This window comes from Microbacterium sp. NPDC078814 (assembly GCF_040702645.1).
Classification (GTDB): domain Bacteria; phylum Actinomycetota; class Actinomycetes; order Actinomycetales; family Microbacteriaceae; genus Microbacterium.
The window spans coordinates 109,423-131,073 of sequence record NZ_JBFBLT010000001.1; the positions used below are offsets into that span (position 1 = coordinate 109,423).

General features: G+C 70.2%; 22 protein-coding genes. 12 read left to right on the forward strand and 10 right to left on the reverse strand.

The window, feature by feature from the left end; translation table 11 throughout:
* Window positions 1-83 precede the first annotated feature (83 nt).
* Together AB0300_RS00575 and AB0300_RS00580 are read right to left on the reverse strand one after the other, a co-directional pair.
* Complete coding sequence (locus tag AB0300_RS00575; RefSeq protein WP_025105660.1) at window positions 84-1,202, reverse strand: BMP family ABC transporter substrate-binding protein; 1,119 nt, start codon at window positions 1,200-1,202, stop codon at window positions 84-86.
* 147 nt (window positions 1,203-1,349) lie between these two features.
* A complete protein-coding gene (locus AB0300_RS00580; protein ID WP_025105659.1) occupies window positions 1,350-2,465 on the reverse strand; it encodes a mannose-1-phosphate guanylyltransferase in 1,116 nt (371 codons plus the stop codon).
* A gap of 165 nt (window positions 2,466-2,630) precedes the next feature.
* On the opposite strand from AB0300_RS00580, the gene sdhC reads away from it, so the two are divergent.
* The 6 genes from sdhC (at window position 2,631) to AB0300_RS00610 (ending at window position 8,308) form a co-directional block, all read left to right on the forward strand.
* Window positions 2,631-3,065: a succinate dehydrogenase, cytochrome b556 subunit gene (gene sdhC / locus AB0300_RS00585; RefSeq protein ID WP_082758508.1), complete on the forward strand. Its 435-nt coding sequence runs from the start codon at window positions 2,631-2,633 to the stop codon at window positions 3,063-3,065.
* Window positions 3,065-3,505 (forward strand): succinate dehydrogenase hydrophobic membrane anchor subunit, encoded by a 441-nt coding sequence (locus tag AB0300_RS00590; protein WP_025105657.1) that lies wholly within the window; start codon window positions 3,065-3,067, stop codon window positions 3,503-3,505. The genes sdhC and AB0300_RS00590 overlap by 1 nt, the downstream gene beginning before the upstream one ends.
* A gap of 19 nt (window positions 3,506-3,524) precedes the next feature.
* Complete coding sequence (gene sdhA, locus AB0300_RS00595; RefSeq protein WP_126893605.1) at window positions 3,525-5,351, forward strand: succinate dehydrogenase flavoprotein subunit; 1,827 nt, start codon at window positions 3,525-3,527, stop codon at window positions 5,349-5,351.
* Between the two features lie 2 nt (window positions 5,352-5,353).
* A complete protein-coding gene (locus tag AB0300_RS00600) occupies window positions 5,354-6,121 on the forward strand; it encodes a succinate dehydrogenase iron-sulfur subunit (RefSeq protein WP_025105655.1) in 768 nt (255 codons plus the stop codon).
* A gap of 132 nt (window positions 6,122-6,253) precedes the next feature.
* Window positions 6,254-7,459 carry a YihY/virulence factor BrkB family protein gene (locus AB0300_RS00605; RefSeq protein WP_126893604.1) on the forward strand — a complete coding sequence of 402 codons (1,206 nt, stop codon included), beginning with the start codon at window positions 6,254-6,256 and terminating at the stop codon, window positions 7,457-7,459.
* A gap of 9 nt (window positions 7,460-7,468) precedes the next feature.
* The gene (locus AB0300_RS00610) at window positions 7,469-8,308 is read left to right on the forward strand and encodes an exodeoxyribonuclease III (protein ID WP_126893603.1); all 840 of its coding nucleotides are present in this window, start codon (window positions 7,469-7,471) and stop codon (window positions 8,306-8,308) included.
* Here the strand turns inward: AB0300_RS00610 and AB0300_RS00615 are convergent.
* Window positions 8,302-8,967: a DUF4166 domain-containing protein gene (locus AB0300_RS00615; RefSeq protein ID WP_338566441.1), complete on the reverse strand. Its 666-nt coding sequence runs from the start codon at window positions 8,965-8,967 to the stop codon at window positions 8,302-8,304. The genes AB0300_RS00610 and AB0300_RS00615 overlap by 7 nt on opposite strands.
* Before the next feature lie 62 nt (window positions 8,968-9,029).
* Between AB0300_RS00615 and trpS the strand changes: the two genes are divergently transcribed.
* Window positions 9,030-10,034: a tryptophan--tRNA ligase gene (gene trpS, locus AB0300_RS00620; protein ID WP_025105651.1), complete on the forward strand. Its 1,005-nt coding sequence runs from the start codon at window positions 9,030-9,032 to the stop codon at window positions 10,032-10,034.
* 26 nt (window positions 10,035-10,060) lie between these two features.
* Window positions 10,061-10,693, forward strand: coding sequence for a hypothetical protein (locus AB0300_RS00625; RefSeq protein ID WP_366215272.1), 633 nt, complete (start codon window positions 10,061-10,063; stop codon window positions 10,691-10,693).
* Between the two features lie 21 nt (window positions 10,694-10,714).
* On the opposite strand, the gene pth is transcribed toward AB0300_RS00625, so the two are convergent.
* Together pth and AB0300_RS00635 are read right to left on the reverse strand one after the other, a co-directional pair.
* Entirely contained in the window at window positions 10,715-11,296 is a 582-nt protein-coding gene (gene pth / locus AB0300_RS00630) for an aminoacyl-tRNA hydrolase (protein ID WP_025105649.1), read from the reverse strand.
* A gap of 96 nt (window positions 11,297-11,392) precedes the next feature.
* A complete protein-coding gene (locus AB0300_RS00635; protein ID WP_025105648.1) occupies window positions 11,393-12,010 on the reverse strand; it encodes a 50S ribosomal protein L25/general stress protein Ctc in 618 nt (205 codons plus the stop codon).
* 224 nt (window positions 12,011-12,234) lie between these two features.
* Here AB0300_RS00635 and AB0300_RS00640 point away from each other — a divergent pair, with 224 nt between their 5' ends.
* A complete protein-coding gene (locus AB0300_RS00640; protein WP_255218687.1) occupies window positions 12,235-12,360 on the forward strand; it encodes a hypothetical protein in 126 nt (41 codons plus the stop codon).
* Here the strand turns inward: AB0300_RS00640 and AB0300_RS00645 are convergent.
* Together AB0300_RS00645 and AB0300_RS00650 are read right to left on the reverse strand one after the other, a co-directional pair.
* A complete protein-coding gene (locus AB0300_RS00645; RefSeq protein WP_025105647.1) occupies window positions 12,345-12,869 on the reverse strand; it encodes a gluconokinase in 525 nt (174 codons plus the stop codon). The two genes, AB0300_RS00640 and AB0300_RS00645, sit on opposite strands and share 16 nt — an antisense overlap.
* 17 nt (window positions 12,870-12,886) lie before the next feature.
* Window positions 12,887-13,945 carry a D-2-hydroxyacid dehydrogenase gene (locus AB0300_RS00650; RefSeq protein WP_126893600.1) on the reverse strand — a complete coding sequence of 353 codons (1,059 nt, stop codon included), beginning with the start codon at window positions 13,943-13,945 and terminating at the stop codon, window positions 12,887-12,889.
* A gap of 163 nt (window positions 13,946-14,108) precedes the next feature.
* On the opposite strand from AB0300_RS00650, the gene gndA reads away from it, so the two are divergent.
* On the forward strand, window positions 14,109-15,563 hold the full coding sequence (gene gndA, locus AB0300_RS00655) for an NADP-dependent phosphogluconate dehydrogenase (protein WP_366215273.1): 1,455 nt from the start codon (window positions 14,109-14,111) through the stop codon (window positions 15,561-15,563).
* Window positions 15,564-15,614: 51 nt separating this feature from the next.
* On the opposite strand, the gene AB0300_RS00660 is transcribed toward gndA, so the two are convergent.
* From AB0300_RS00660 to AB0300_RS00670, 3 genes are all read right to left on the reverse strand, one after another.
* The gene (locus tag AB0300_RS00660; protein WP_366215274.1) at window positions 15,615-16,865 is read right to left on the reverse strand and encodes an FAD-binding oxidoreductase; all 1,251 of its coding nucleotides are present in this window, start codon (window positions 16,863-16,865) and stop codon (window positions 15,615-15,617) included.
* A 76-nt stretch (window positions 16,866-16,941) separates the two neighbouring features.
* On the reverse strand, window positions 16,942-17,670 hold the full coding sequence (locus AB0300_RS00665; RefSeq protein WP_231729473.1) for an ABC transporter ATP-binding protein: 729 nt from the start codon (window positions 17,668-17,670) through the stop codon (window positions 16,942-16,944).
* Window positions 17,671-17,708: 38 nt separating this feature from the next.
* Complete coding sequence (locus AB0300_RS00670; protein WP_366215275.1) at window positions 17,709-19,175, reverse strand: ABC transporter permease; 1,467 nt, start codon at window positions 19,173-19,175, stop codon at window positions 17,709-17,711.
* A gap of 164 nt (window positions 19,176-19,339) precedes the next feature.
* Here AB0300_RS00670 and AB0300_RS00675 point away from each other — a divergent pair, with 164 nt between their 5' ends.
* Both AB0300_RS00675 and AB0300_RS00680 read left to right on the forward strand, forming a co-directional pair.
* A complete protein-coding gene (locus AB0300_RS00675) occupies window positions 19,340-20,068 on the forward strand; it encodes a response regulator transcription factor (RefSeq protein ID WP_025105641.1) in 729 nt (242 codons plus the stop codon).
* A 26-nt stretch (window positions 20,069-20,094) separates the two neighbouring features.
* Window positions 20,095-21,585, forward strand: coding sequence for an ATP-binding protein (locus AB0300_RS00680; protein WP_366215276.1), 1,491 nt, complete (start codon window positions 20,095-20,097; stop codon window positions 21,583-21,585).
* The last annotated feature ends 66 nt before the right edge of the window (window positions 21,586-21,651 follow it).

The window sequence follows — 21,651 nt, forward strand, 5'->3', positions numbered from 1 at the left end:
TCACCGAGGAGAATCGTCGCCGCCCACAGTGCGGGGCGAGTGGCAGCCTGCGCCACTCGCCCCGTGCTGGGTACGGCTCCGACTCAGCGGGTGGGAGAGTTCTCGGACTCCACCGTGATGTCACCGGAGATGATCTGCTCCTGCAGAGCGGACAGCTCGTCCGTCAGGCCCTCGGGCAGGTCTGCCTCGAAGTCGCCGAAGCCGGAGAGCTTGACGCCCTCGTTCTCGAGCGTGCCGATGTAGGGCTCCGGGTCGAACTCGCCGGCGGCGGCCGCGAGCGTCGCGTCGCGGACGGCCACGTCGATGGCCTTCATGATCGAGACGAGCGTGATGTCGGCGACGCTGGGGTCAGCGACGGCGAGGTCGCTGTCGACACCGAGCATCAGCGTGTCCTTGCCGCTGTCGTTGATCGCCGCTGCGGCGCTCTGGTAGACCGGGCCGCCGACGGGGAGGATGACGTCGACACCCTGGTCGAGCACGCCCTGGGCGGTCTGCTTGGCCGTGTCGTTGGCGTCGAAGCCACCCGTGAAGGAGCCCTTCTGGGTCTCGGCGTCCCATCCGAAGACCTGGACGTCGGCCGACTTGTCCTCGTTGTACTTCTCGACGCCGAGCTGGTAGCCGTCCATGAAGACCGCGACCGACGGGATCTGCATGCCGCCGAAGGTGCCGACCTTGTTCACGCCGGCCTCCGCGGACCAGGCGGCCGCCGCGTAGCCACCGAGGTAGGCGGCCTGGGCGGTGTCGAAGACGAGGGGCTTGATGTTCGGCGCGTCGGTGGTGCCGTCGAAGTCGTTGTCGGCCCAGTCGTCGATGATCGCGTAGTCGATGTCGGGGTTCGCGAGCGCGGACTCGACCGTGGCGGCGGACAGCTTGAAGCCGACCGAGACGATGAGCGAGCAGCCCTCGGAGACGGCGGTCTCGAGGTTCGGCGCGTAGTCGTTGTCGTTCGCGGACTCGAACTCCAGCGGCTTGATGCCGAGCTCGTCGGCGGCGCTGTCCATGCCCTCCTTGGCCGACTGGTTGAACGACTTGTCGTTCCAGCCGCCGGCGTCGGAGATGAGGCAGGGCTTGAAGTCGGAGTCGACGGGGGCGGATCCGCCCTCGGACTCGTCGGTCGGCGCCTGACCGCAGCCGGCAAGAGCGAAGACGACACCGGCGGCGACCGTCGCGCCGAGCAGCTTCTTGGTGGTGGAGATGGTCACGGATGCCTCCCTCAACGAACCCGCGGCCATCGCGGATCGATCAAAGTTACCTAGTGTTTCGACGTTCGTGCACGTCGGCCCCGGGCGGCCGGGCCAATGGTTACAAAGCTGAAATCAACCCTGCCGATGAGCACGGACCGATGCTCATCAGAGCACGTCGCCCTGTCCGTTGAGTTTCAACGACTCCACCACGCCCTTCACCCGCTGCGCGTTCTCGACCGTCGTGACCAGGAGCGCGTCGGGGGTGTCGACCACGACGATGTCCTGCACGCCGACGAGGCTGATCACGCGGCTGGTCTGGCTGACGAGGATGCCGCTGGCCGCGTCGGTGAGCACCCGGGCGCGGGGTCCGAGGACGGCGAGGTCGTTCTTGCGGCCGTTCGTGATGAGCTTCGTCAGTGACGCGAAGTCCCCCACGTCATCCCAGTCGAAGTGCCCGGGGACCACGGCGAGGCGCCCGCGCCGCGCCGCCGGCTCCGCGACGGCGTAGTCGATCGCGATCTTCTTCAACCGCGGCCAGATGCGGTCGACGGCCGGCCCGCGGAGCTCCCGGTCGTCCCAGGCCTCGGCGAGCTCGAGCAGACCGGCGTGCAGAGCAGGCTCGTTGGCCGCGAGCTCGTCCAGCAGGACGCTCGCCTTCGCGATGAACATGCCCGCGTTCCACAGATAGGTGCGCTCGGCGAGGTAGGCCTTGGCCGTCTCCAGATCCGGCTTCTCGACGAAGCTCTCGACGAGGGCCGCCTCCCTGGCGCGCTCGACGACCAGCTCCGGCCCCTTCTTGATGTAGCCGAAGCCGACCGCCGGCTCGGTCGGCGCGATGCCGATCGTGCAGATGTAGCCCTCCCTCGCGACCTCGACGGCGTCGCGGACGGCGAACTCGAAGACCCGCGTGCCCCGGATGACGTGGTCGGCGCTGAACGAGCCGATGATGACGTCCGGGTTGCGCCGGTGCAGCACGGCCGCCGCCAGCCCGATCGCCGCCGCGGACTCGCGGGGCTCGGATTCCAGGAAGACGTTGAGGTCGGCGATCCCCGGCAGCTCCGCCTCCACCGCCGCCCGGTGCGCGCGCCCGGTGACCACCGCGATCCGGTCCGGACCGGCGAGCGGCTCCAGACGGTCCCACGTGTCGCGCAGCAGCGAATGCCCGGACCCGGTGAGATCGTGCAGGAACTTCGGGGCGTCCGCCCGGGACAGCGGCCACAGCCGACTGCCGATGCCGCCGGCAGGGATGACCGCGTAGAAGTCTTCGATCGGCTCGCTCATGCAGGCCAGCGTAGCGGCGGGCCCGACTTAGGCTCCCCTTCGTCGCCCGGGGCGTCCGCGCGGGAATAGGATGGACACCGATCGGGCGTGCCTGACCCTCCTCCAGGCCAGATGTGGACGAAGCAGCGCACGCGACCGAAACACATCGATCCAGGGAGGACGACCGTGTCCACAAGCGCTCGCTTGACACCGTCGATTTCGGAAACCACGTCCAAGACCCCCCGCGGCACCCTCTACCGGGGTCGCGAAGGCATGTGGTCGTGGGTGCTTCACCGCATCACCGGAGTCGCCATCTTCTTCTTCCTGTTGGTGCACGTGCTCGACACGGCGCTGATCAGGGTGTCGCCGGAGGCGTACGACGCGGTCATCGGCACATACAAGAACCCGGTCATGGCGATCGGCGAGGTCGTCCTCGTGGCGGGCATCGTCTTCCACGCCATGAACGGCCTGCGCATCATCGCCGTCGACTTCTGGTCGAAGGGCGCCAAGTACCAGCGCCAGCTGTTCTGGGGCGTGCTGCTCGTGTGGGGCATCATCATGGCCGGCTTCGTCCCGCGCCACCTGATGCTCGCGTTCGCCGGCTTCGGAGGAGGACACTGATGACCGCCCAGACCGTCGCCGCCCCCGCCCGTCGCCAGCGCGGCGTCAACCTCGAGAAGTGGGGCTGGGTCTTCATGCGCGTCTCGGGCGTCGTGCTCGTCGTGCTGATCTTCGGCCACCTCTTCGTCAACCTCATGGTCGGCGAAGGCATCCACGCCCTCGACTTCGCCTTCATCGCCGGCAAGTTCGCCACGCCGTTCTGGCAGTGGTGGGACGTGCTGATGCTCTGGCTCGCACTCATCCACGGTGCCAACGGCATGCGGACGATCGTGAACGACTACGTGACCAACCCGACCGCGCGCAAGGCGCTCGTCTGGGCCCTCGGCCTGGCCGCGGGCCTGCTCATCCTCCTCGGCACCCTGGTCGTCTTCACGTTCGACCCGTGCCTGGGTGTGACCGAGTCGAGCACGCTGTGGGAGACCTGCCAGGCGCAGGGCTAGAAGAAGAGGCAAACGAGAAGTGACTACCCAGACGCAGGATTCCGTCGTCCGTGACGGCGTGCACTACCACCAGTTCGACATCGTCATCGTGGGCGCCGGCGGCGCCGGCATGCGGGCGGCCATCGAGGCCGGCCCCGGCGCGAAGACGGCCGTGATCTCCAAGCTGTACCCGACGCGCTCGCACACCGGTGCCGCGCAGGGCGGTATGGCGGCGGCCCTCGCGAACGTCGAGGAGGACTCCTGGGAGTGGCACACCTTCGACACCGTGAAGGGCGGCGACTACCTCGTCGACCAGGACGCGGCGGAGATCCTCGCGAAGGAGGCCATCGACGCGGTCATCGACCTCGAGAACATGGGCCTCCCCTTCAACCGCACCCCCGAGGGCAAGATCGACCAGCGCCGCTTCGGCGGCCACACGGCCGAGCACGGCAAGACCCCGGTCCGCCGCGCCTGCTACGCCGCCGACCGCACCGGTCACATGATCCTGCAGACGCTGTTCCAGAACTGCGTCAAGCTCGGCATCAACTTCTTCAACGAGTTCTACGTGCTCGACCTCATCACCGTGAAGGACGCGGCGGGCGCGACGCAGATCGCCGGCGTGGTGGCCTACGACCTCGCCACGGGCGAGCTGCACGTCTTCCAGTCCAAGGCCGTGATCTTCGCGACCGGCGGCTTCGGCAAGATCTTCAAGACGACCTCCAACGCGCACACCCTCACAGGCGACGGCGTCGGCATCGTCTGGCGCAAGGGCCTCCCCCTCGAGGACCTCGAGTTCTTCCAGTTCCACCCGACCGGCCTCGCCGGCCTCGGCATCCTCCTCACCGAGGGCGCCCGCGGCGAGGGTGCGATCCTGCGCAACGCCTCGGGTGAGCGCTTCATGGAGCGGTACGCCCCGACGATCAAGGACCTGGCGCCCCGAGACATCGTCGCGCGCTGCATGGTTCAGGAGGTCGCGGAAGGCCGCGGCGCCGGTCCCCACAAGGACTACGTGCTGCTGGACTGCACGCACCTGGGCGCCGAGGTGCTGGAGACCAAGCTCCCCGACATCACCGAGTTCGCCCGCACCTACCTGGGCGTCGACCCGGTCGTCGAGCCGGTCCCCGTCATGCCGACCGCGCACTACGCCATGGGCGGCATCCCCACGAACAACAACGGCGAGGTGCTCGCGGACAACGACACCGTCGTCCCCGGCCTCTACGCGGCCGGCGAGTGCGCCTGCGTCTCGGTGCACGGCGCCAACCGCCTCGGCACGAACTCGCTGCTCGACATCAACGTGTTCGGCAAGCGGTCCGGCCGCAACGCCGTCGAGTACGTCAAGACGGCCGAATTCGTCCCGCTGCCGGAGAACCCCGCCGGGTTCGTCTCCGACATGCTCGAGGGCCTGCGCAACAACCAGGGCACCGAGCGGATCGCGATCCTCCGCAAGACGCTGCAGGACGAGATGGACAAGGGCGCGCAGGTGTTCCGCACGCACGAGTCGCTGCAGCACGTCCTCGGCGTGATCGCGGAGCTCCGTGAGCGCTACAAGAACGTGCACGTCGACGACAAGGGCCACCGGTTCAACACCGACCTGCTCGAGGCCGTCGAACTGGGCTTCCTGCTCGACATCGCCGAGGTCGTCGTCTACGCCGCACAGAACCGCGAGGAGAGCCGCGGGGGACACATGCGCGACGACTTCCCGAAGCGTGACGACGAGAACTACATGAAGCACACCATGGCGTACCTCACGGGCGACCCGCACTCCTCCGACCCGAGCGACCACATCAAGCTCGACTGGAAGCCGGTCGTCTTCACCAAGAACGACAAGGGCGAGTTGAACTACCCGCCGATGGAGAGGAAGTACTGAGCATGTCGAACGCCATCGCCGAAGCGCCGGCCGAGACGACCGAAGACACCGGGATCCAGTCCTTCATCGTCACCTTCAACATCCGCCGGTTCGACCCCGAGGTCGACGCCGAGCCGCACTGGGTCGACTACGACGTGGAGCTCTACTCCACCGACCGCGTGCTCGACGCCCTGCACAAGATCAAGTGGGAGGTCGACGGCTCGCTGACCTTCCGCCGCTCCTGCGCCCACGGCATCTGCGGTTCCGACGCCATGCGCATCAACGGCCGCAACCGCCTGGCCTGCAAGACGCTGATCAAGGACCTCGACATCTCGAAGCCGATCTACGTCGAGGCCATCAAGGGCCTGCCGCTGGAGAAGGACCTCGTCGTCGACATGGAGCCGTTCTTCGCGTCGTACCGCGAGGTGCAGCCGTTCCTCGTCGCGAACTCCGTGCCGGAGAAGGGCAAGGAGCGCACGCAGTCCATCGCCGATCGCGAGATCTTCGACGACACCACCAAGTGCATCCTGTGCGCCGCGTGCACCTCGTCGTGCCCGGTGTTCTGGACCGACGGCCAGTACTTCGGTCCGGCCGCGATCGTCAACGCGCACCGCTTCATCTTCGACTCGCGCGACGACAACGCCGCGGTGCGTCTCGACATCCTCAACGACAAGGAGGGCGTCTGGCGCTGCCGCACGACCTTCAACTGCTCCGAGGCGTGCCCCCGCGGCATCGAGGTCACCAAGGCCATCGCCGAGGTCAAGCAGGCAGTCCTCCGCGGGCGTCCCTGACGCGCCGGCACAGGCAACCACGCGAGAACAGGCGGTCCCGGACGGGGCCGCCTGTTCTCGCGTCTGCGCCTGTTCTCGCTGAGGCAGGCCGGGCGCGCGAAGGCGGGGCCCGCGCTTGGGTAGGGTGGGGGCGTGTCCGAGCCCGGTTCGGCGACCGACGGTCGCCTCGATGCCGCGGTCGAGCGCGCGACCGCGCTGACCCGGCGCACCCTCGGCCTCTTCCCGGTGCGGGTGTGGCGGCACTTCCTGCAGCACAACGGCTTCCTGCTCGCCGCCGGGGTGAGCTATCAGGCGCTGTTCGCCATCTTCGCCGCGATCTACCTCGCGTTCGCCATCGCGGGCCTCTGGCTCGGCGGCAGTGAGGAGGCGGTGAACGGCCTCATCGACATCATCAACAACTACATCCCGAACCTCATCCTCGACGAGGGCGGCGTCTTCACTCCCGCGCAGGTGCAGGAGATCGCCTCGAACACCAGCGGGTTCCTCGGAATCACCGGTCTCATCGCCCTCGGCACGGTGATCTGGACCGCGATCGGGTGGGTGACCTTCTCGCGGCGGGCCGTGCGCGACATCTTCGGCCTCGAGCCCGACCGCCGCAGCTACCTCCTCCTCAAGGCGCGCGACCTGCTCGCCGCCCTGATCTTCGGCGTCGCGCTCATCGTCGGCTCTGCCCTCAGCTCCGCCAGCGCCGCGGTCCTCAGCTGGGTGCTGTCGCTGCTGGGCTGGGATGCCGGCTCCGACGGAGTCAACATCAGCATCCGGATCGGCACCGTCCTGGTGTCGTTCGTCCTGCTGACGGGAGCGCTGGCGGCGATGGTGCGCTTCCTCACCGGCACCTCGCTGCACTGGAGCACGATCTGGCCGGGAGCCCTCCTCGGCGGCGCGGCCATGACGGTGCTGCAGTTCGGGGTCGGGTTCCTGCTGAGCTACACGCCGTCGAACCCGCTGCTGGCGACCTTCGCGATCTTCGTCGGACTGCTGCTGTGGTTCCGGGTGAACGGGGTGGTCATGCTCGTCGCCGCCTCGTGGATCGCCGTCGCCGCCCAGGACCGCGACCTCCCGCTCCTGCTGCCGACCGAGGCCGAGCGGCGGGTGGCGGAGCACGCCACGCTGCTCTCCGCGGCACGGATCCGACTGCGCGACGCCCGCGCCGCGCGCGACGAGGCCCCGTGGTACCAGAGCTGGGCGGCCGGGCACGCCGTCCGCGCGGCGGAGGACGAGGTCGCACGGCTGGAGGCCTCCGCTCCCCCGCCCGCACCCCCGACCTCCCCTCTCGCGCAGCGCCTGCTCTCCGAGCTCGATCACCGTCAGAACCGCGATGTCGGCGGTGCTCGTTAGGCTGGAGGAATGCCTCACCTGCGTATCGCCTCGGTCAATGTCAACGGGATCCGGGCGGCCGCCCGCAACGGGATGAGCACGTGGCTGGACGCCGCGGACATCGACATCCTCACCCTTCAGGAGGTGCGCGGGCAGGACGAGCACGTCGAGGCCGCCCTCCCCGGCTGGAGCTTCGTGCACGACGAGGCCACGGCCAAGGGGCGCGCGGGCGTCGCGATCGCCAGCCGCCTCCCCGCGCTTGCCTCCCGGGCGGACTTCGGCCCGGAGGACTTCGACTCCAAGGGACGCTGGATCGAGGCCGACTTCCTGATCGGCGACCGTCCGCTCACCGTCGTCAGCGCCTACGTGCACTCCGGCGAGGCCGACACCCCCAAGCAGGACGAGAAGTGGAAGTTCCTCGACGCGTTCGAGGCTCGACTGGCGAGCCTGAACACCGACGGCGCCCTCGCCCTCGTCACCGGCGACCTCAACGTGGGGCACCGCGAGCTCGACATCAAGAACTGGCGCGGCAACCGCACCAAGGCCGGCTTCCTGCCGCGCGAGCGCGCCTACTTCGATCGCTTCCTCGGTGAGGCGGGGACGTCGGTCACCGGCGTCGACGGCTCGGTCGGCACGGGCCTGGGCTGGGTCGACGTCGGACGTCGCTTCCACGGCGAGGTGGACGGGCCGTACACCTGGTGGTCCATGCGCGGGAAGGCCTTCGACAACGACTCGGGATGGCGCATCGACTACCACCTGGCCACGCCTGCTCTCGCCGAGCGCGTCCAGGCGTACCACGTGGCCCGTGCGGCCGCGTACGACCAGCGCTGGAGCGACCACGCGCCGGTCGTCGTCGACTACACCTACTGACCCGGTTCCGGCCGCTCGGAGGGCGACGGATCCGACTCCCGGTACCATCCGCGGTACTCCAGCACGGTGCCGAGCATGGGGTTCACGGCGCGCATGTCGATCGTGCGCCGGCGGTGCTCGGCGTCCCAGCCGTCGACGAGGTCCACGCGCACGCCGAGCGGTCCGGGCAGAGCGAACCGCCGCCCGAACAGCCGCAAGGCGACCCGGACGGTACGCATCCGCAGGAAGCCCTCCGCCGTCACACTGCACTCCTCGATGAGCTCCACGCGGCCACGGGCGCCGAGGAGATTCCGCACCAGCCCCGGCCGCACGCTCACCGTCAGCCGGTCCACGATCCGTGCCGTCCGACCGGGGAAGAGGAACTCGCGGGTGGAGTCGAGCGTCGCGCGGCCCGTCGCCGCGCGCCCGGTCGTCGTGCGCAGCACGAACGGCACGTCCCGCCCCGACGTCGGCACCAGCAGACCCGGTCCCACGATCGGACGGGCGAGGGCCGCCCAGCGGCCGAACCGGCTCCCCGCGACCGCGAACACGCCCTCCGCGTGCCCCGCCGAGACGGGAGCACGGTACTGCGCGAGGATCTCCGGGTGGAGGCGCTCCGCCTCCGCGCCCAGGGCGTCGAGGAACACCTGTCCGCGTCTCAGGGGCATGCCGTCCGTCATGACGTCAGCGTAGGGGATGCGACGGCGCCGGGCACCGCGGCGCGGGCGCATAGGATTGACGGGTGAACAAGCCTCGCCTCTACTCCGGAATGCAGCCCTCCGCCGACTCCCTCCAGATCGGCAACTACATCGGCGCGCTCCTGCAGTGGCGGGAGCTCCAGACCTCGTATGACGCGTTCTTCTCCGTCGTCGACCTGCACGCCCTCACGGTCGCCCAGAACCCGGCCGAGCTGCGCGAGAAGACCCGCCGGACCGCCGCGCAGTACATCGCCGCGGGCATCGAGCCGTCGCAGTCGACGCTGTACGTGCAGTCGCACGTCCGTGCGCACGCCGAGCTCGCCTGGATCCTCAGCACGATCACCGGCTTCGGCGAGGCCGGACGGATGACCCAGTTCAAGGACAAGTCGGCCCGCTACGGCGCCGATGCGACCAGCGTCGGCCTCTTCACCTATCCGGTGCTCATGGCCGCGGACATCCTGCTCTACCAGACCGACGTCGTGCCGGTCGGCGACGACCAGAAGCAGCACGTCGAGCTCACCCGCGACCTCGCGGAGCGCTTCAACTCGCGGTTCGGCGAGACCTTCACGGTGCCGGTCCCGGTCATCCAGAAGGAGACGGCGCGCATCTACGACCTGCAGAACCCGACGGCGAAGATGTCGAAGTCGGCAGAGAGCGACGCCGGTGTGCTGTGGATGCTCGACGACCCGGCGAAGTCGGCGAAGAAGATCATGCGCGCGGTGACCGACAACGAGGGCACCGTGCGGTTCGATCGCGAGGCCAAGCCGGGCGTCTCGAACCTGCTCACCATCTACGCCGCGCTGACCGGACGCCAGATCCCCGCGATCGAGGACGAGTACGCGGGCCGCGGATACGGCGACTTCAAGAAGGGCCTCGCCGAGGTCGTCGTGGAGGAGTTCGCTCCGGTGCGCAGCCGTGCCCTCGAGCTCCTCGACGACCCGGCGGAGCTGGACCGGATCCTCGCCGAGAACGCCGCCCGCGCCGACGCCGTGGCCGATCGCACGCTGTCCGACGTGTACGACCGCGTCGGACTGCTGCGCCGGGTGTGAGCCGCGGCCGACCCTAGGATGGCATCGTGACCGACCCGCAGCTGCCCCCTCCGCCCGGCGCCGTGCCGCCCCTACCCCCGGCGACCTCGGTCCCGCAGGAGCCGGCATCCGGTGCGGTCCCGCCGCCCGCGTATCCGTCGACACCGCCGGCCGCTCCGGCACCGTACCCGCCCGCGTATCCGCCGGCACCCCCTGCCGCGCCTCCCGGGGCGTATCAGGTGCCTGTAGGTGGCTACGCGGCACCGTCCGGCTCGTACACCGCACCGGATGCCGCGCCGAAGCCCTCGGGGTTCCTCGGCCTGCTCGCTCTCGGCCTCTCGATCCTCGCGGCCGTCGTCATGCCGATCATCGGCGGCGTCAGCGCCTTCGAGGTCGGCCGCCGCATCCCGCAGGGCGTCAGCGGCTCCACGAGCGATCTCGGGTTCCTGTCCCCCGCGCGGGACCAGGTGCTGTGGACGGAGCTGTCCTTCTGGGCCGGCACGGTGTTCGGCATCGCCGCGATCGTGCTCGGCATCATCGCGATCCGCCGGAAGCGGGGGCGCGGAGCGGGCATCGCCGCGCTCATCGTCGCCGTCCTCGGCGCGATCATCTTCTTCGTCGCCGTCTTCACCGCTTTCGCCGTCGGCGGGGCGGCGGGGTACGCCACCTTCACCACCTGACGCGCCGCGCGCGCCGGAACCTCAGCGGGGGGCGTGGTGCTTCTGCTGTGCGGCGAGCAGTCCTTCGTCGACGAGGAGCTCGACGGCGTCGGCCGCGTCGCCCACGAGCAGGGGCAGGTTCGCGCGCTCGTCCTTGCCGAACGGGGAGAGCACCCAGTCGGCCGGGTCCTGACGCCCCACCGGGCGACCGATGCCCACGCGCACCCGGGGGAAGTCCGGGCTCGTGAGCGCTCGCGCGATGTCGCGGACGCCGTTGTGCCCGCCGTGGCCTCCCCCGGTCTTGAGCTTGACCGTGTCGAACGGGATGTCCAGCTCGTCGTGCACGACGACCACGTGATCGAGGGGGACGGAGTAGAACCGGGCGAGCGCCGCGACGGGCGTGCCCGAGACGTTCATGAACGTGTTCGGCTTCGCGAGCACGAGCTTGTCGGCGCCGGGGCGGAGCCAGGTCTCCACGACCCGCGCGCCCCCCTTGTGCTCCCGGAAGCTCTCGCCGCGGCGGGCTGCGAGCTCGTCGACGACCATCTGGCCGATGTTGTGGCGGGTCGCCTCATAGCGGGGTCCGGGGTTGCCGAGACCGACCACGAGCCAGGTCGCTGCCATTCCTCGTCCTCTCTCGCCGGAGCCGTCGCCCCGGTCAGGATACGACGGAGGGGACGCGATCCGATCGCGTCCCCTCCGTGATGAAGCAGGCGGAGATCACTCCGCGGCGGCCTCCTCGGACGCCTCGGCGGCACCCTCGGCGGACTCGCCCTCGGTCTCCTCGTCCTCGACCGGAGCGGCCGGGACGGAGATGGCGACCACGAGGACCTCGGCGTCGGTGAGGAGCGTCGAGCCCTTCGGGAGGGTGACGTCGGCGGCGGTGATGTGCGCGCCCTCCTCGAGACCCTCGACCGAGACCTCGATGTTCTCGGGGATGTGCGTGGCCTCGGCCTCGACCTGGATGGTCGTGGCGTCGAGGTTGACGATGGTGCCGGGAGCCGGCTCGCCGGTCACGACGACGGGGACGTCGATGGCGACCTTCTCGCCCTTCTTCACGACCAGGAGGTCGATGTGCTCGATGATCTGGTGCACCGGGTCCTTCTGCACGTCCTTGACGAGGGCGAGCTGCGAGGTGCCCTCGATGTCGAGGTCGAGCAGCGCGTTGGCGCGGCGGATGATCAGGGAGACCTGGTGACCCGGCAGCGCGACGTGCACGGGCTCGGTGCCGTGGCCGTAGATGACCGCGGGGATCTTGCCGGCGGCGCGCAGACGACGGGCGAAGCCCTTGCCGAAGCTGCTGCGCAGCTCGGCGTGGACCGTGGTGTCTTCAGACATGAGGTTCTCCTTCGGGCACGCAGCGAAGGCGCCGCGCGGTGGTCTTGGAATTGTGGACTCGAACGCGGACGCGTGAGGAAAGCCACCGGGCTTGCTTCGCCGCGTCGATCACGGACGTCCGCGCACGCGCAGAAGCGTCCCTCGCCGAGGTACGACTCCATGGTACCGGATGACCCGATAGGCTGAGGACACCGGTCCCCTCTGCAGAAATTCGGAGTACCTCCATGCTCGACGCCGCGTTCCTCTCTCACGTCCTCCTCTGGGTGATCGGCGCCATGTCGCTGTGCGCCGCCGTCGCGACCGGCGCCGCCCTGTTCTCCCTCGGCCGCTCGGGCTACCGCAAGGACTGAGCGTCCCCCGGCGCTCTCGTGATCGCGATGAGCGCCTTCCGGATCGCCGCCACCTCGCGCCTCAGCGGAAGCGCGGCATCGACGCGGAGCCCGACCTCGTCGTCCCGCAGCGGTTCCCACTCGTCGAGCTGGGAACCGAGCAGCGAGGCCGGCATGAAGTGATCGGGCCGATCGCCCAGCCGTCGTGCGAGCGTCTCCCGTGCCACGCCGAGCTCGACGAAGACGGCGTCCGGTGCCTCCGCCCTGATGGCATCCCGGTAGTGCCGGCGCAGCGCCGAACAGGCGACGACGATGCGCGTCTCGGCGGCGAGCGTCCGTCCGACCACGCGGAGCCACGGCATCCGGTCGTCGTCGTCGAGAGGGATGCCCGCCGCCATCTTCTCGACGTTGGTGAGCGGATGCAGGTCGTCCCCGTCCACGAAGCGCGCCCCGAGCTCCTCGGCCAGCGCCGCGCCCACCGTCGACTTCCCGGAGCCGCTGGGCCCCATCACGACGATGCGCACGCTCATGCCCGTCGCCTCCCGGCTCAGTAGAACTCGACCGTGTCGACCACTGCACGCAGCTCCCGGCCGTCGAGCAGCCGGGTGGCGTTCTCGGCGAACCTCCGTGCGATGCGCTCCTCCTCCTTCGAGCTCAGAGCCGCCGTGTGCGGGCTGACGAGGACGCGGGGGTGTGTCCAGAGCGGCGAGTCGGCGGGCAGCGGCTCCTGCTCGAAGACGTCCAGCCCGGCGAAGCCGACGCGGCCGTCATCGAGCGCGGCGAGAAGCGCCGTCTCGTCGACGACGCTGCCGCGCCCGACGTTGGTGAGGATGGCCCCGGGCTTCACGGCCCGGAGGACCTCCTCTCCGATGAGGTGCCTGGTCTGCTCCGTGCCCGGCAGCGTGACGACGATCGCGTCGACCTCGCCCACCGCGTCCACGAGCTCGTCGGGCGCGATGAGACGGTCGACGCCCTCGACCGCGCGGCCGGAGCGGCTGGTTCCCCACACCCGGGCGCCGAGCGCGTGGAAACGGCGGGCGCACTCCGCGCCGATCCCGCCGAGTCCGACGACGAGCACGGTCATCTCGTCGACCTGACGCATCTCCCAGCGGTCGGGCCAGGTGCGCTTCCGCTGGTCGTCGAGCAGCCGCGGGAGGCCCTTCGCCCCGGCGAGCACCGCGAAGAGGGCGAACTCGGCCAGCGTTCCGCCGTGGACGCCCGCGCTGGTGGTGAAGACGATGCGGTCGAGGTCGGCGCGGTCGAGTCCCGCCGCCTTGACAGTACTGCCGCCCCCGGCCGCCGTGGTCATGACCCAGCGCAGTCCCGGATTGGCGGATACCGTCCGCGCCAGCGCCTGCGGGTCGACATCGGGGATGCCGAAGAGCACGTCCGCAGAGTCGACGAGATCGTCGAACGCGCGCTGCTGTTCCGGGGTCCGGCTGAACTCCGGGTCTCCCGACCAGTCGGCAGGGCCGCGCATAGGAGGCACGAGCGCCGCATCGTGGACGACCTCGAGACGCGGCTCGAGCTCTTCGATGAGCCCGCACAGCTCCTCCGCCAACGGCACCGCGACGACGGCGCGGACCTTCTTCTCGGACTCCGTCACGACCGACTCCCTCCAGCTCCTGTGCTCTCCTCAGCGTAGAGGTCCCGAGCGTCCCGGCCGCCCGGCACCGCGGACGATGACCGGGTCGCGTCACGGGTGCGCCTCGATCCGCCCTACAGCGATACGCTGAACTCAACCCTTCTTCACGATCGAGGAGCCTTCCGTGCCCGAAGCATCAGCGAACATCGGAGTCGTCGGACTCGCCGTCATGGGGTCGAACCTCGCCCGCAACCTCGCGAGCCGCGAGGGCAACACCGTGGCGATCTTCAACCGCAGCTACGAGAAGACGCAGACCCTCCTCGACGAGCATCCCGAGGCGGGCTTCATCCCGGCGAAGACCTACCAGGAGTTCGCCGATTCGCTGCAGAAGCCGCGTACCGCCATCATCATGGTCAAGGCCGGAGCTCCGACCGACGCCGTGATCGACTCTCTCGTCGAGGTCTTCGAGCCGGGCGACATCATCGTCGACGGCGGCAACGCCTACTTCCCGGACACCATCCGCCGCGAGAAGGCCGTCCGCGAGACCGGCATCAACTTCGTCGGCGCCGGCATCTCCGGCGGCGAGGAGGGGGCCCTCACCGGCCCCTCGATCATGCCGGGCGGCTCCGACGAGTCCTGGGTCACGCTCGGGCCCATCCTGAAGTCCATCGCCGCGGTCGCCGAGGGCGAGCCCTGCGTGACGCACGTCGGCCACGACGGCGCCGGCCACTTCGTCAAGATGGTGCACAACGGCATCGAGTACGCCGACATGCAGCTCATCGCCGAGGCGTACGACCTCATCCGGCGCGGCACCGGCAAGACGCCCGCGGAGATCGCCGAGATCTTCGCCGAGTGGAACCGCGGCGAGCTGGAGTCGTACCTCATCGAGATCACCGCCGAGGTGCTGCGGCAGGTCGACGCGTCCACCGGCAAGCCGCTGGTCGACGTCATCCTGGACCAGGCCGGCGCGAAGGGCACCGGCGCCTGGACCGTGCAGACCGCGCTCTCCCTGGGCGTGCCGGTCTCGGGTATCGCCGAGGCGACGTTCGCCCGCTCCCTCTCCTCGCACCCCGAGCAGCGCGCGGTCGCCGCGGCGCTTCCCGGCCCGGACGAGGAGTTCACGGTCCCGGCCGACGAGATCGACGCCTTCGTCGAGGACGTCCGCCTGGCGCTCTACGCCTCCAAGATCGTCGCCTACTCGCAGGGCTTCGATGAGATCCGCGCCGGTGCCGCCGAGTACGGCTGGAACATCGATCTCGGTGCGATCTCCAAGATCTGGCGCGGCGGCTGCATCATCCGTGCACAGTTCCTGAACCGGATCGCGGACGCGTACGCCGAGACCCCCGACCTGCCGGTGCTGATGACGGCTCCGTACTTCGCCGAGGCGCTCACCCGCGGCCAGGCGGCATGGCGCCGCGTGGTGGTCACGGCGGCGCAGTCCGGCATCCCGGCTCCCGCCTTCTCGTCGTCGCTGTCGTACTACGACGGCATCCGCGCCGACCGCCTTCCGGCTGCTCTGGTGCAGGGTCAGCGCGACTTCTTCGGTGCGCACACCTACAAGCGCATCGACAAGGAGGGCACCTTCCACACGCTGTGGTCCGGCGATCGCTCTGAGATCGAGGCCGAAGACACGCACTGACCTCGGGTCTACGAAGGGCCGGGCACCGCAGGGTGCCCGGCCCTTCGTGCGTCAGACGAGGATGTTGTGGTTGCGGCGGAACACGTTCTGCGGGTCCCACTGCGCCTTCACCGCCCGCAGACGCGCGTAGCCGTCGCCGTCGTACATCCCGGACACCGCGTCCGGGCGCTCGCGGTCGACGAAGTTGCTGTACTCGGCGAGGCGGCGCCCGACGATCCGCTGCGCGTCGGCGGCGGCCTTCTCACGCTGCTGCTCGTCGAGCATCCCGGGGACGTCGAAGGCACCGGCCATGACGAACCACGTGGCGCTGCGCGCCGGGAAGGCCGTCTCCTCCTGTGGCACGTCGCCGAACGCCCCGCCGAGGGACCGGAGGAAGACGACCGAGGCGGGGTACTCCCGCCGATAGGCCACCAGCCGATCGATCGTCTCGTCGTCGAGGTCGGCGACGAGACCGTTCCCGCCGAGGAACCCGGGAGGGGCGGGGGCCTCGCCGCCCTCGGGCTGCGGCATCTCCATCAGGATGTCCCGGTAGGCGGGTTCGGTGATCTCCGTCGTGACACCGTCGAGCGCGGTGATCGGCGCGAGTTCCACGCGCAGCGCTTCCGGGTCGGGCCCCGCCCATACGGCGGTCAGCCGGGCACCGGCCGGCGCACTCGGGTCCATGGGCGGCACGTCCATGTACGTGACGGTGAGCTCGCGCGGGGCGTCGCGGAGGAGTTCGCGCGCGGCCCGGAGCACGGCGGTCGCGTCGCCGTCGACGACGGACTCGGCCAGCGCGATCCCCGGCAGGCGATGCGCGTCGAAGTCGAAACGGGTGACGATGCCGAAGTTGCCGCCACCGCCGCGCAGCGCCCAGAACAGGTCGGGATGCTGCGTGGCCGACACCTCCACCACGTCTCCGCTCGCGGTGACGACCTGGGCGCCGACGAGCTGATCGACGGCGAGGCCCCAGGCGCGCACCATCCAGCCGATGCCGCCGCCGAGCGTGAGACCACCGACACCGACGCTGGCCGTGTCGCCGGAGCTCAGGGCGAGGCCGTGGCCGGCGAGGGCTGTCGCGACATCGCCCCAGACCGCACCGCCACCGATGCGCACGGCGGTGCCGTCGACCTCGATCGAGGAGAGCTCCCCGAGTTCGAGCCGCAGACCGGGAACGGAGGCGTGGGACCAGGGCCCGTGGCCGCCGGAGACGACGGTCAGGGGGACCGCCTCCTGCGCGGCGGCGCGGACGAGCGCGGCGACCTCGGAGACGGTGGAGGGACGGTGGACGGTGGGCTGTGCGGATTCGACGTGGTCGACCATGAGCACACGGTAGACCCGGGGTCGGACATCGCGGAAGAGGGGCGGCCCACCGTCCGCCCCTCCCCCGCGCCGCCCGCTATCGGGTGATGTCCCTCACCGTCCCCTGCGTCAGACGCAGCCGTTTCGTCGCCCGCCGCGCCACCGCGGAGTCGTGCGTGACGACGACCATCGTGATGCCCTCCGCGCAGAGTCGCTCCAGCAGGTCGAGGATCTCGTCGCGCATCCTCTCGTCGAGGTTGCCCGTCGGCTCGTCCGCGAGCAGCACCCGGGGGCGCTTGACGATCGCCCGCGCGATCGCGACACGCTGCTGCTGTCCGCCGGACAGCTCCGCCGGACGATGGTCTCCGCGGTCCGCCAGGCCGACGTGGGCGAGAGCGGCGGCGACCCGGGTGCGTCGTTCCGCCGGGTCGATGCCGAGCGGCTCCAGGGCCATGTCGACGTTCTCCGCCGCCGTCAGCGTCGGGATCAGGTTGAACCCCTGGAAGACGAAGCCGATCTCCTGCGCGCGGATCCGCCCCAGCTCCGACGACGAGGCCGACGACAGTTCACGGCCGTCCAGCTGCAGCGTCCCGGAGGTCGGGGTGTCGAGCGCCCCCAGCAGCTGCAGCAGCGTCGACTTGCCCCCTCCGGTCGGCCCCTGGATCGTGACGAAGGCGCCGGGCATGATCTCCAGATCGACGCCGGTGAGTGCCGTCACCGTCCGTCCCCTCCGCGTATAGGTGCGGGTGACGCCCGTCGCCCGGTACAGCGGGGTCGCCGCCGACGGGGCCGGAACGCGGGCCTCGGAATCCGTCATCGTGGTCATCTCGGTCTCCTTCTCTCCTGTGTGGTTCGCGACGCCGCTCATACGACGGACCGCAGGGCCTCGGCGGGGCTCAGTCGCGCCGCCCGCCAGCCTCCGAAGGCGCCGGCGACGAGCCCGCCCAGCACCGCGAGGCCCACGGCGGCGACGAGCACCCAGGGGGTCAGCGGTGCCTGCAGCACGATGTCGGTGGCGGTCTCCGCGCCCGGGGCCATGCCGCCGGGGCCACCGAAGCCGCCTCCTCCCTCCGGGCCTCCGCCGACGGCCGCGGAGCCGGCGGCCACGGTCGGCTGCGCGACGGTGATGATCAGGATCCCGGCGAGGCCGAGCACGAGACCTGCCGCTCCTCCGAGGAGTCCCTGCACCATCGACTCCCCGGCGACCTGACGCACGACGCGGCCGTTCGACCACCCCATCGCCTTCAGGGTGCCGAACTCGCGGGTGCGGCGGCCGACGCCGGAGAGGGTGAGGAGCACCGAGAGCAGCACGGCGACGGCGAGGACGATGATCGACAGCCAGGTGCCGAGGTTCGTGACGAGCGCCGTCGCGTTCGAGAGCGAGCCGGACACGGTCGCGGCGAGCTCGGACTGCGAGGAGACTGTGGCGTCGGGAAGCTCCTCCGCCAGGTCCGTCTGCACCTCGTCGATGGACGCCGCCGAATCCGCCTGCACGTACACCGTGGAGATCACGTCCTCCACCCCGGCCAGCTCCTGCGCGGTGTCGAGCGGGAGGTAGACATCCGCCGGGGTGTCTGCGGCATCCGACGCCGACGTGAGGAAGCCGACGACCTCGACGTCGGAGCCCGCGACGTCCAGGGTGTCGCCGACGGCGATGTCCTCGCTCGCGGCGTACGTGCTGTCCACCAGCGCGACGAGCGCTCCGCTGTCATCGGTGTCCAGCCCACGCCCCTCGCCGATCGCGGCGGAGGCCAGCGGGCCGACCTCCGACGCGGACGGGTCGATGCCCAGGACGGTGAACGAGTCGATGCCGAAAGCACCGCCTCCACCCCCGCCGCCACCCTGCGGAGGAGCCTGGCCCTCCGCGGGCGCCTCGCCGCCCTCCGCACCGTCCTGCCCGCCGAAGCCGCCGCTCGGCAGCTCACCGGAGAAGGTCGAGTTCGTCAGGCTCAGCGCACCGGTCGCGGCGGCGACGCCGTCGGTACCGGCCACCGTGTCCAGCACCGCCGCATCGAGCGTCGTCCGGCCGAAGTCCGTGCGCAGGGTCGACTGCTCCAGGGTCGTGGTCTCGCCGTCGCTCTCCCCCGCGTCCTCGTCGAACTCGAACCGCGGCCCCGTCCCGTCGCCCGGTTCCCCGGCGGCACCCGTGACGGTGAGATCCGTCCCGACCCCGTACACCGCCGCGAGCGACTGCGCCTGGGCGTCGCGCACACCGGTCGTCAGGGCGTTCACCACGATCACGAGTCCGATCGCGACCGCCAGACCGATGGCCACGATCGCCGTCTGCTTCTTGCGGCCCGCGAGTTCGCGCCGCAGATATCGTCCGTACATGTCTCTCCTCCCGCCGCGACGATCGCGGCGCGGAACCGACGCTAGGGACGGCCGTTATGCGGATTCGAGGGACGGATGATGAGGGTTCTATGAGGCGGACATCTCCCAGAGAACCCATAGCCCGCTCCATAGAAATCACATAGGAAGTTCCGCAGAATAGAGGCATGACCAGCGACCTGCCCGAACTGCGCCGCCCCGACGGCTCCCCTCTGCGCATCCTCGCCGTGGACGACGAGCAGATGCTCACCGATCTGCTCGCGATGGCCCTGCGCATGGAGGGCTGGGAGGTGCGCACCGCCTCCTCCGGTCTCGAAGCGATCCAGGTCGCGAAGGAGTTCGAGCCGGACGCCCTCGTGCTCGACATCATGATGCCCGACCTCGACGGGATGGCCGTGCTCAAGCGTCTCCGCGAAGCGGGCAATCTCGTCCCCGTCCTGTTCCTGACGGCGAAGGATGCCGTGGGCGACCGCGTCGCCGGGCTCACCGCCGGGGGCGACGACTACGTGACCAAGCCCTTCAGCCTGGAGGAGGTGATCGCCCGGCTCCGCGCGATCATCCGGCGCACCGGACACGCCAGCGCCGACGACGGGCAGTCGATCCTCCGCGTCGCCGATCTCACGCTCAACGAGGACAGCCACGAGGTCGTCCGGGACGGCGTGGAGATCGAGCTGACCGCGACCGAGTTCGAACTGCTGCGCTACCTCATGCGCAACGAGCGCCGGGTGCTGTCCAAGGCGCAGATCCTGGACCGCGTCTGGAGCTACGACTTCGGCGGCAAGTCGTCGGTCGTGGAGCTCTACATCTCCTACCTCCGGAAGAAGATCGACGCCGGGCGCACGCCCCTCCTGCACACCGTGCGCGGCGTCGGCTACATGATCAAGGCCCCGCAGTGAGCGGAGCGACGGTGACGCGACGGCCCATGAGCCTGCAGACGCGGCTGATGACCGCGGTGATCGGGTTCGTGTCGCTGATCCTCGTCATCGTCGCCGTCATCACCAGCGCCACCCTCGGCAGCACGCTGGAGCGCCAGCTCGACGACGAGGTGAAAGGCTACGCGGTCACCATCCGGGACCAGTGGGTGTCGCGCTCCAACCCCTCGGAGGCGACAGCGGAGAACATCCTGTACGGCCGCGACGTCAAGGTGCCCGGCCTGCTGTTCTCCGTGGCCAGCCCGGTGGTGGGCCCGACGGGTCTCGTCTTCGACGACAACCGCGGCGACCTCACCAGTTCGTCCCAGACGCTCACGCCCGAGCAGTTGCAGAGGCTGTACGGAACGGTCGCACTCGGCACCCCTGCGACTGTCTCCTTCGACGGGCTCGGCTCGTATCGGATCTTCGCGACGACCGCGAGCAACGGCGTCGTCGTCGTCACCGGACTCCCGCGCGACGGAATCCAGAATCAGCTCACCCAGCTCCTCACCGTGATCCTGCTCGCGACGGCGGGCGGCCTGATCCTCCTCGCCCTGACGACGGCGGTCACGATCCGTGTCGGGCTGCGGCCGCTGCGGGCGGTTGCGGCGACAGCGACGAGGGTCGCCAATCAGCAGCTCGATCGCGGCGAGGTCAGCATCACCGAGCGCGTGCCGGCGAGCGAGGCCGATCCGCGGACGGAGACCGGGCTCGTCGGCGCCGCGCTGAACAAGCTCCTCGACCACGTGGACACGTCCCTCTCGGCGCGGCAGAAGAACGAGGAGCAGATGCGCCGGTTCGTCGCCGACGCGAGCCATGAGCTGCGTACGCCCCTGGCTTCCATCCGTGGCTACTCGGAGCTCTCGTTGCGGGCGCTGCGTCAGGCACCGGAGGCGACGAAGGAAGACGCGGTCATCGAGGGCACCACCTCCTCCCTGGAGCGCATCCAGGCGCAGTCGCTGCGCATGACGCGGCTCGTGGAGGACCTGCTGCTGCTGGCCCGTCTCGACGAAGGCCGTGAGCTCGTGTACGGCACGGTCGACCTCGCCCAGCTCGCCCTCGAGGGCCTCTCCGACGCGCGGCCGACCGCGGCCGATCATCACTGGAACATCGAGGTGCCGGATGAGCCGGTCACCGTCGTCGGGGATGCCGGGCGGCTGCATCAGGTCGTCGCCAACCTGCTGGCCAATGCCCGGACGCACACCCCCGCGGGGACCACGGTGACGTTGAGCGTGGCGCGGGAGGGCGATGAGGCCGTGCTGCGCGTGCACGACGACGGCCCGGGGATCGATCCCGCCCTCCGCGACGAGCTCTTCGCCCGGTTCGCCCGCGGGGACAGCTCCCGCGCCCGGCAGACCGGAGGGACCGGGCTCGGTCTCGCGATCGTCAAGGCCATCGTGGAGGGCCACCACGGCCGCATCTCGGTCGACAGCGAGCCCGGCGACACGACCTTCACGGTCTGGATCCCGATGACTCCTCCCGGCGAGACCCCCGACGCCTGACCCGGGGGTTCCTTCTACCCCGCTCAGCTGCACGACCGGAACCCGCCCGCACGACTGATCCGTTCA

Excerpts from the sequence above, each read along its gene's own strand:
- AB0300_RS00580 (WP_025105659.1), bottom strand. The coding sequence starts at position 2,465 with ATGAGCGAGCCGATCGAAGACTTCTACGCGGTCATCCCTGCCGGCGGC.
- AB0300_RS00590 (WP_025105657.1), top strand. The coding sequence starts at position 3,065 with ATGACCGCCCAGACCGTCGCCGCCCCCGCCCGTCGCCAGCGCGGCGTC.
- AB0300_RS00600 (WP_025105655.1), top strand. The coding sequence starts at position 5,354 with ATGTCGAACGCCATCGCCGAAGCGCCGGCCGAGACGACCGAAGACACC.
- AB0300_RS00610 (WP_126893603.1), top strand. The coding sequence starts at position 7,469 with ATGCCTCACCTGCGTATCGCCTCGGTCAATGTCAACGGGATCCGGGCG.
- AB0300_RS00615 (WP_338566441.1), bottom strand. The coding sequence starts at position 8,967 with ATGACGGACGGCATGCCCCTGAGACGCGGACAGGTGTTCCTCGACGCC.
- pth (WP_025105649.1), bottom strand. The coding sequence starts at position 11,296 with ATGGCAGCGACCTGGCTCGTGGTCGGTCTCGGCAACCCCGGACCCCGC.
- AB0300_RS00635 (WP_025105648.1), bottom strand. The coding sequence starts at position 12,010 with ATGTCTGAAGACACCACGGTCCACGCCGAGCTGCGCAGCAGCTTCGGC.
- AB0300_RS00640 (WP_255218687.1), top strand. The coding sequence starts at position 12,235 with ATGCTCGACGCCGCGTTCCTCTCTCACGTCCTCCTCTGGGTGATCGGC.
- AB0300_RS00645 (WP_025105647.1), bottom strand. The coding sequence starts at position 12,869 with ATGAGCGTGCGCATCGTCGTGATGGGGCCCAGCGGCTCCGGGAAGTCG.
- AB0300_RS00660 (WP_366215274.1), bottom strand. The coding sequence starts at position 16,865 with ATGGTCGACCACGTCGAATCCGCACAGCCCACCGTCCACCGTCCCTCC.
- AB0300_RS00665 (WP_231729473.1), bottom strand. The coding sequence starts at position 17,670 with ATGACCACGATGACGGATTCCGAGGCCCGCGTTCCGGCCCCGTCGGCG.
- AB0300_RS00670 (WP_366215275.1), bottom strand. The coding sequence starts at position 19,175 with ATGTACGGACGATATCTGCGGCGCGAACTCGCGGGCCGCAAGAAGCAG.
- AB0300_RS00675 (WP_025105641.1), top strand. The coding sequence starts at position 19,340 with ATGACCAGCGACCTGCCCGAACTGCGCCGCCCCGACGGCTCCCCTCTG.
- AB0300_RS00680 (WP_366215276.1), top strand. The coding sequence starts at position 20,095 with ATGAGCCTGCAGACGCGGCTGATGACCGCGGTGATCGGGTTCGTGTCG.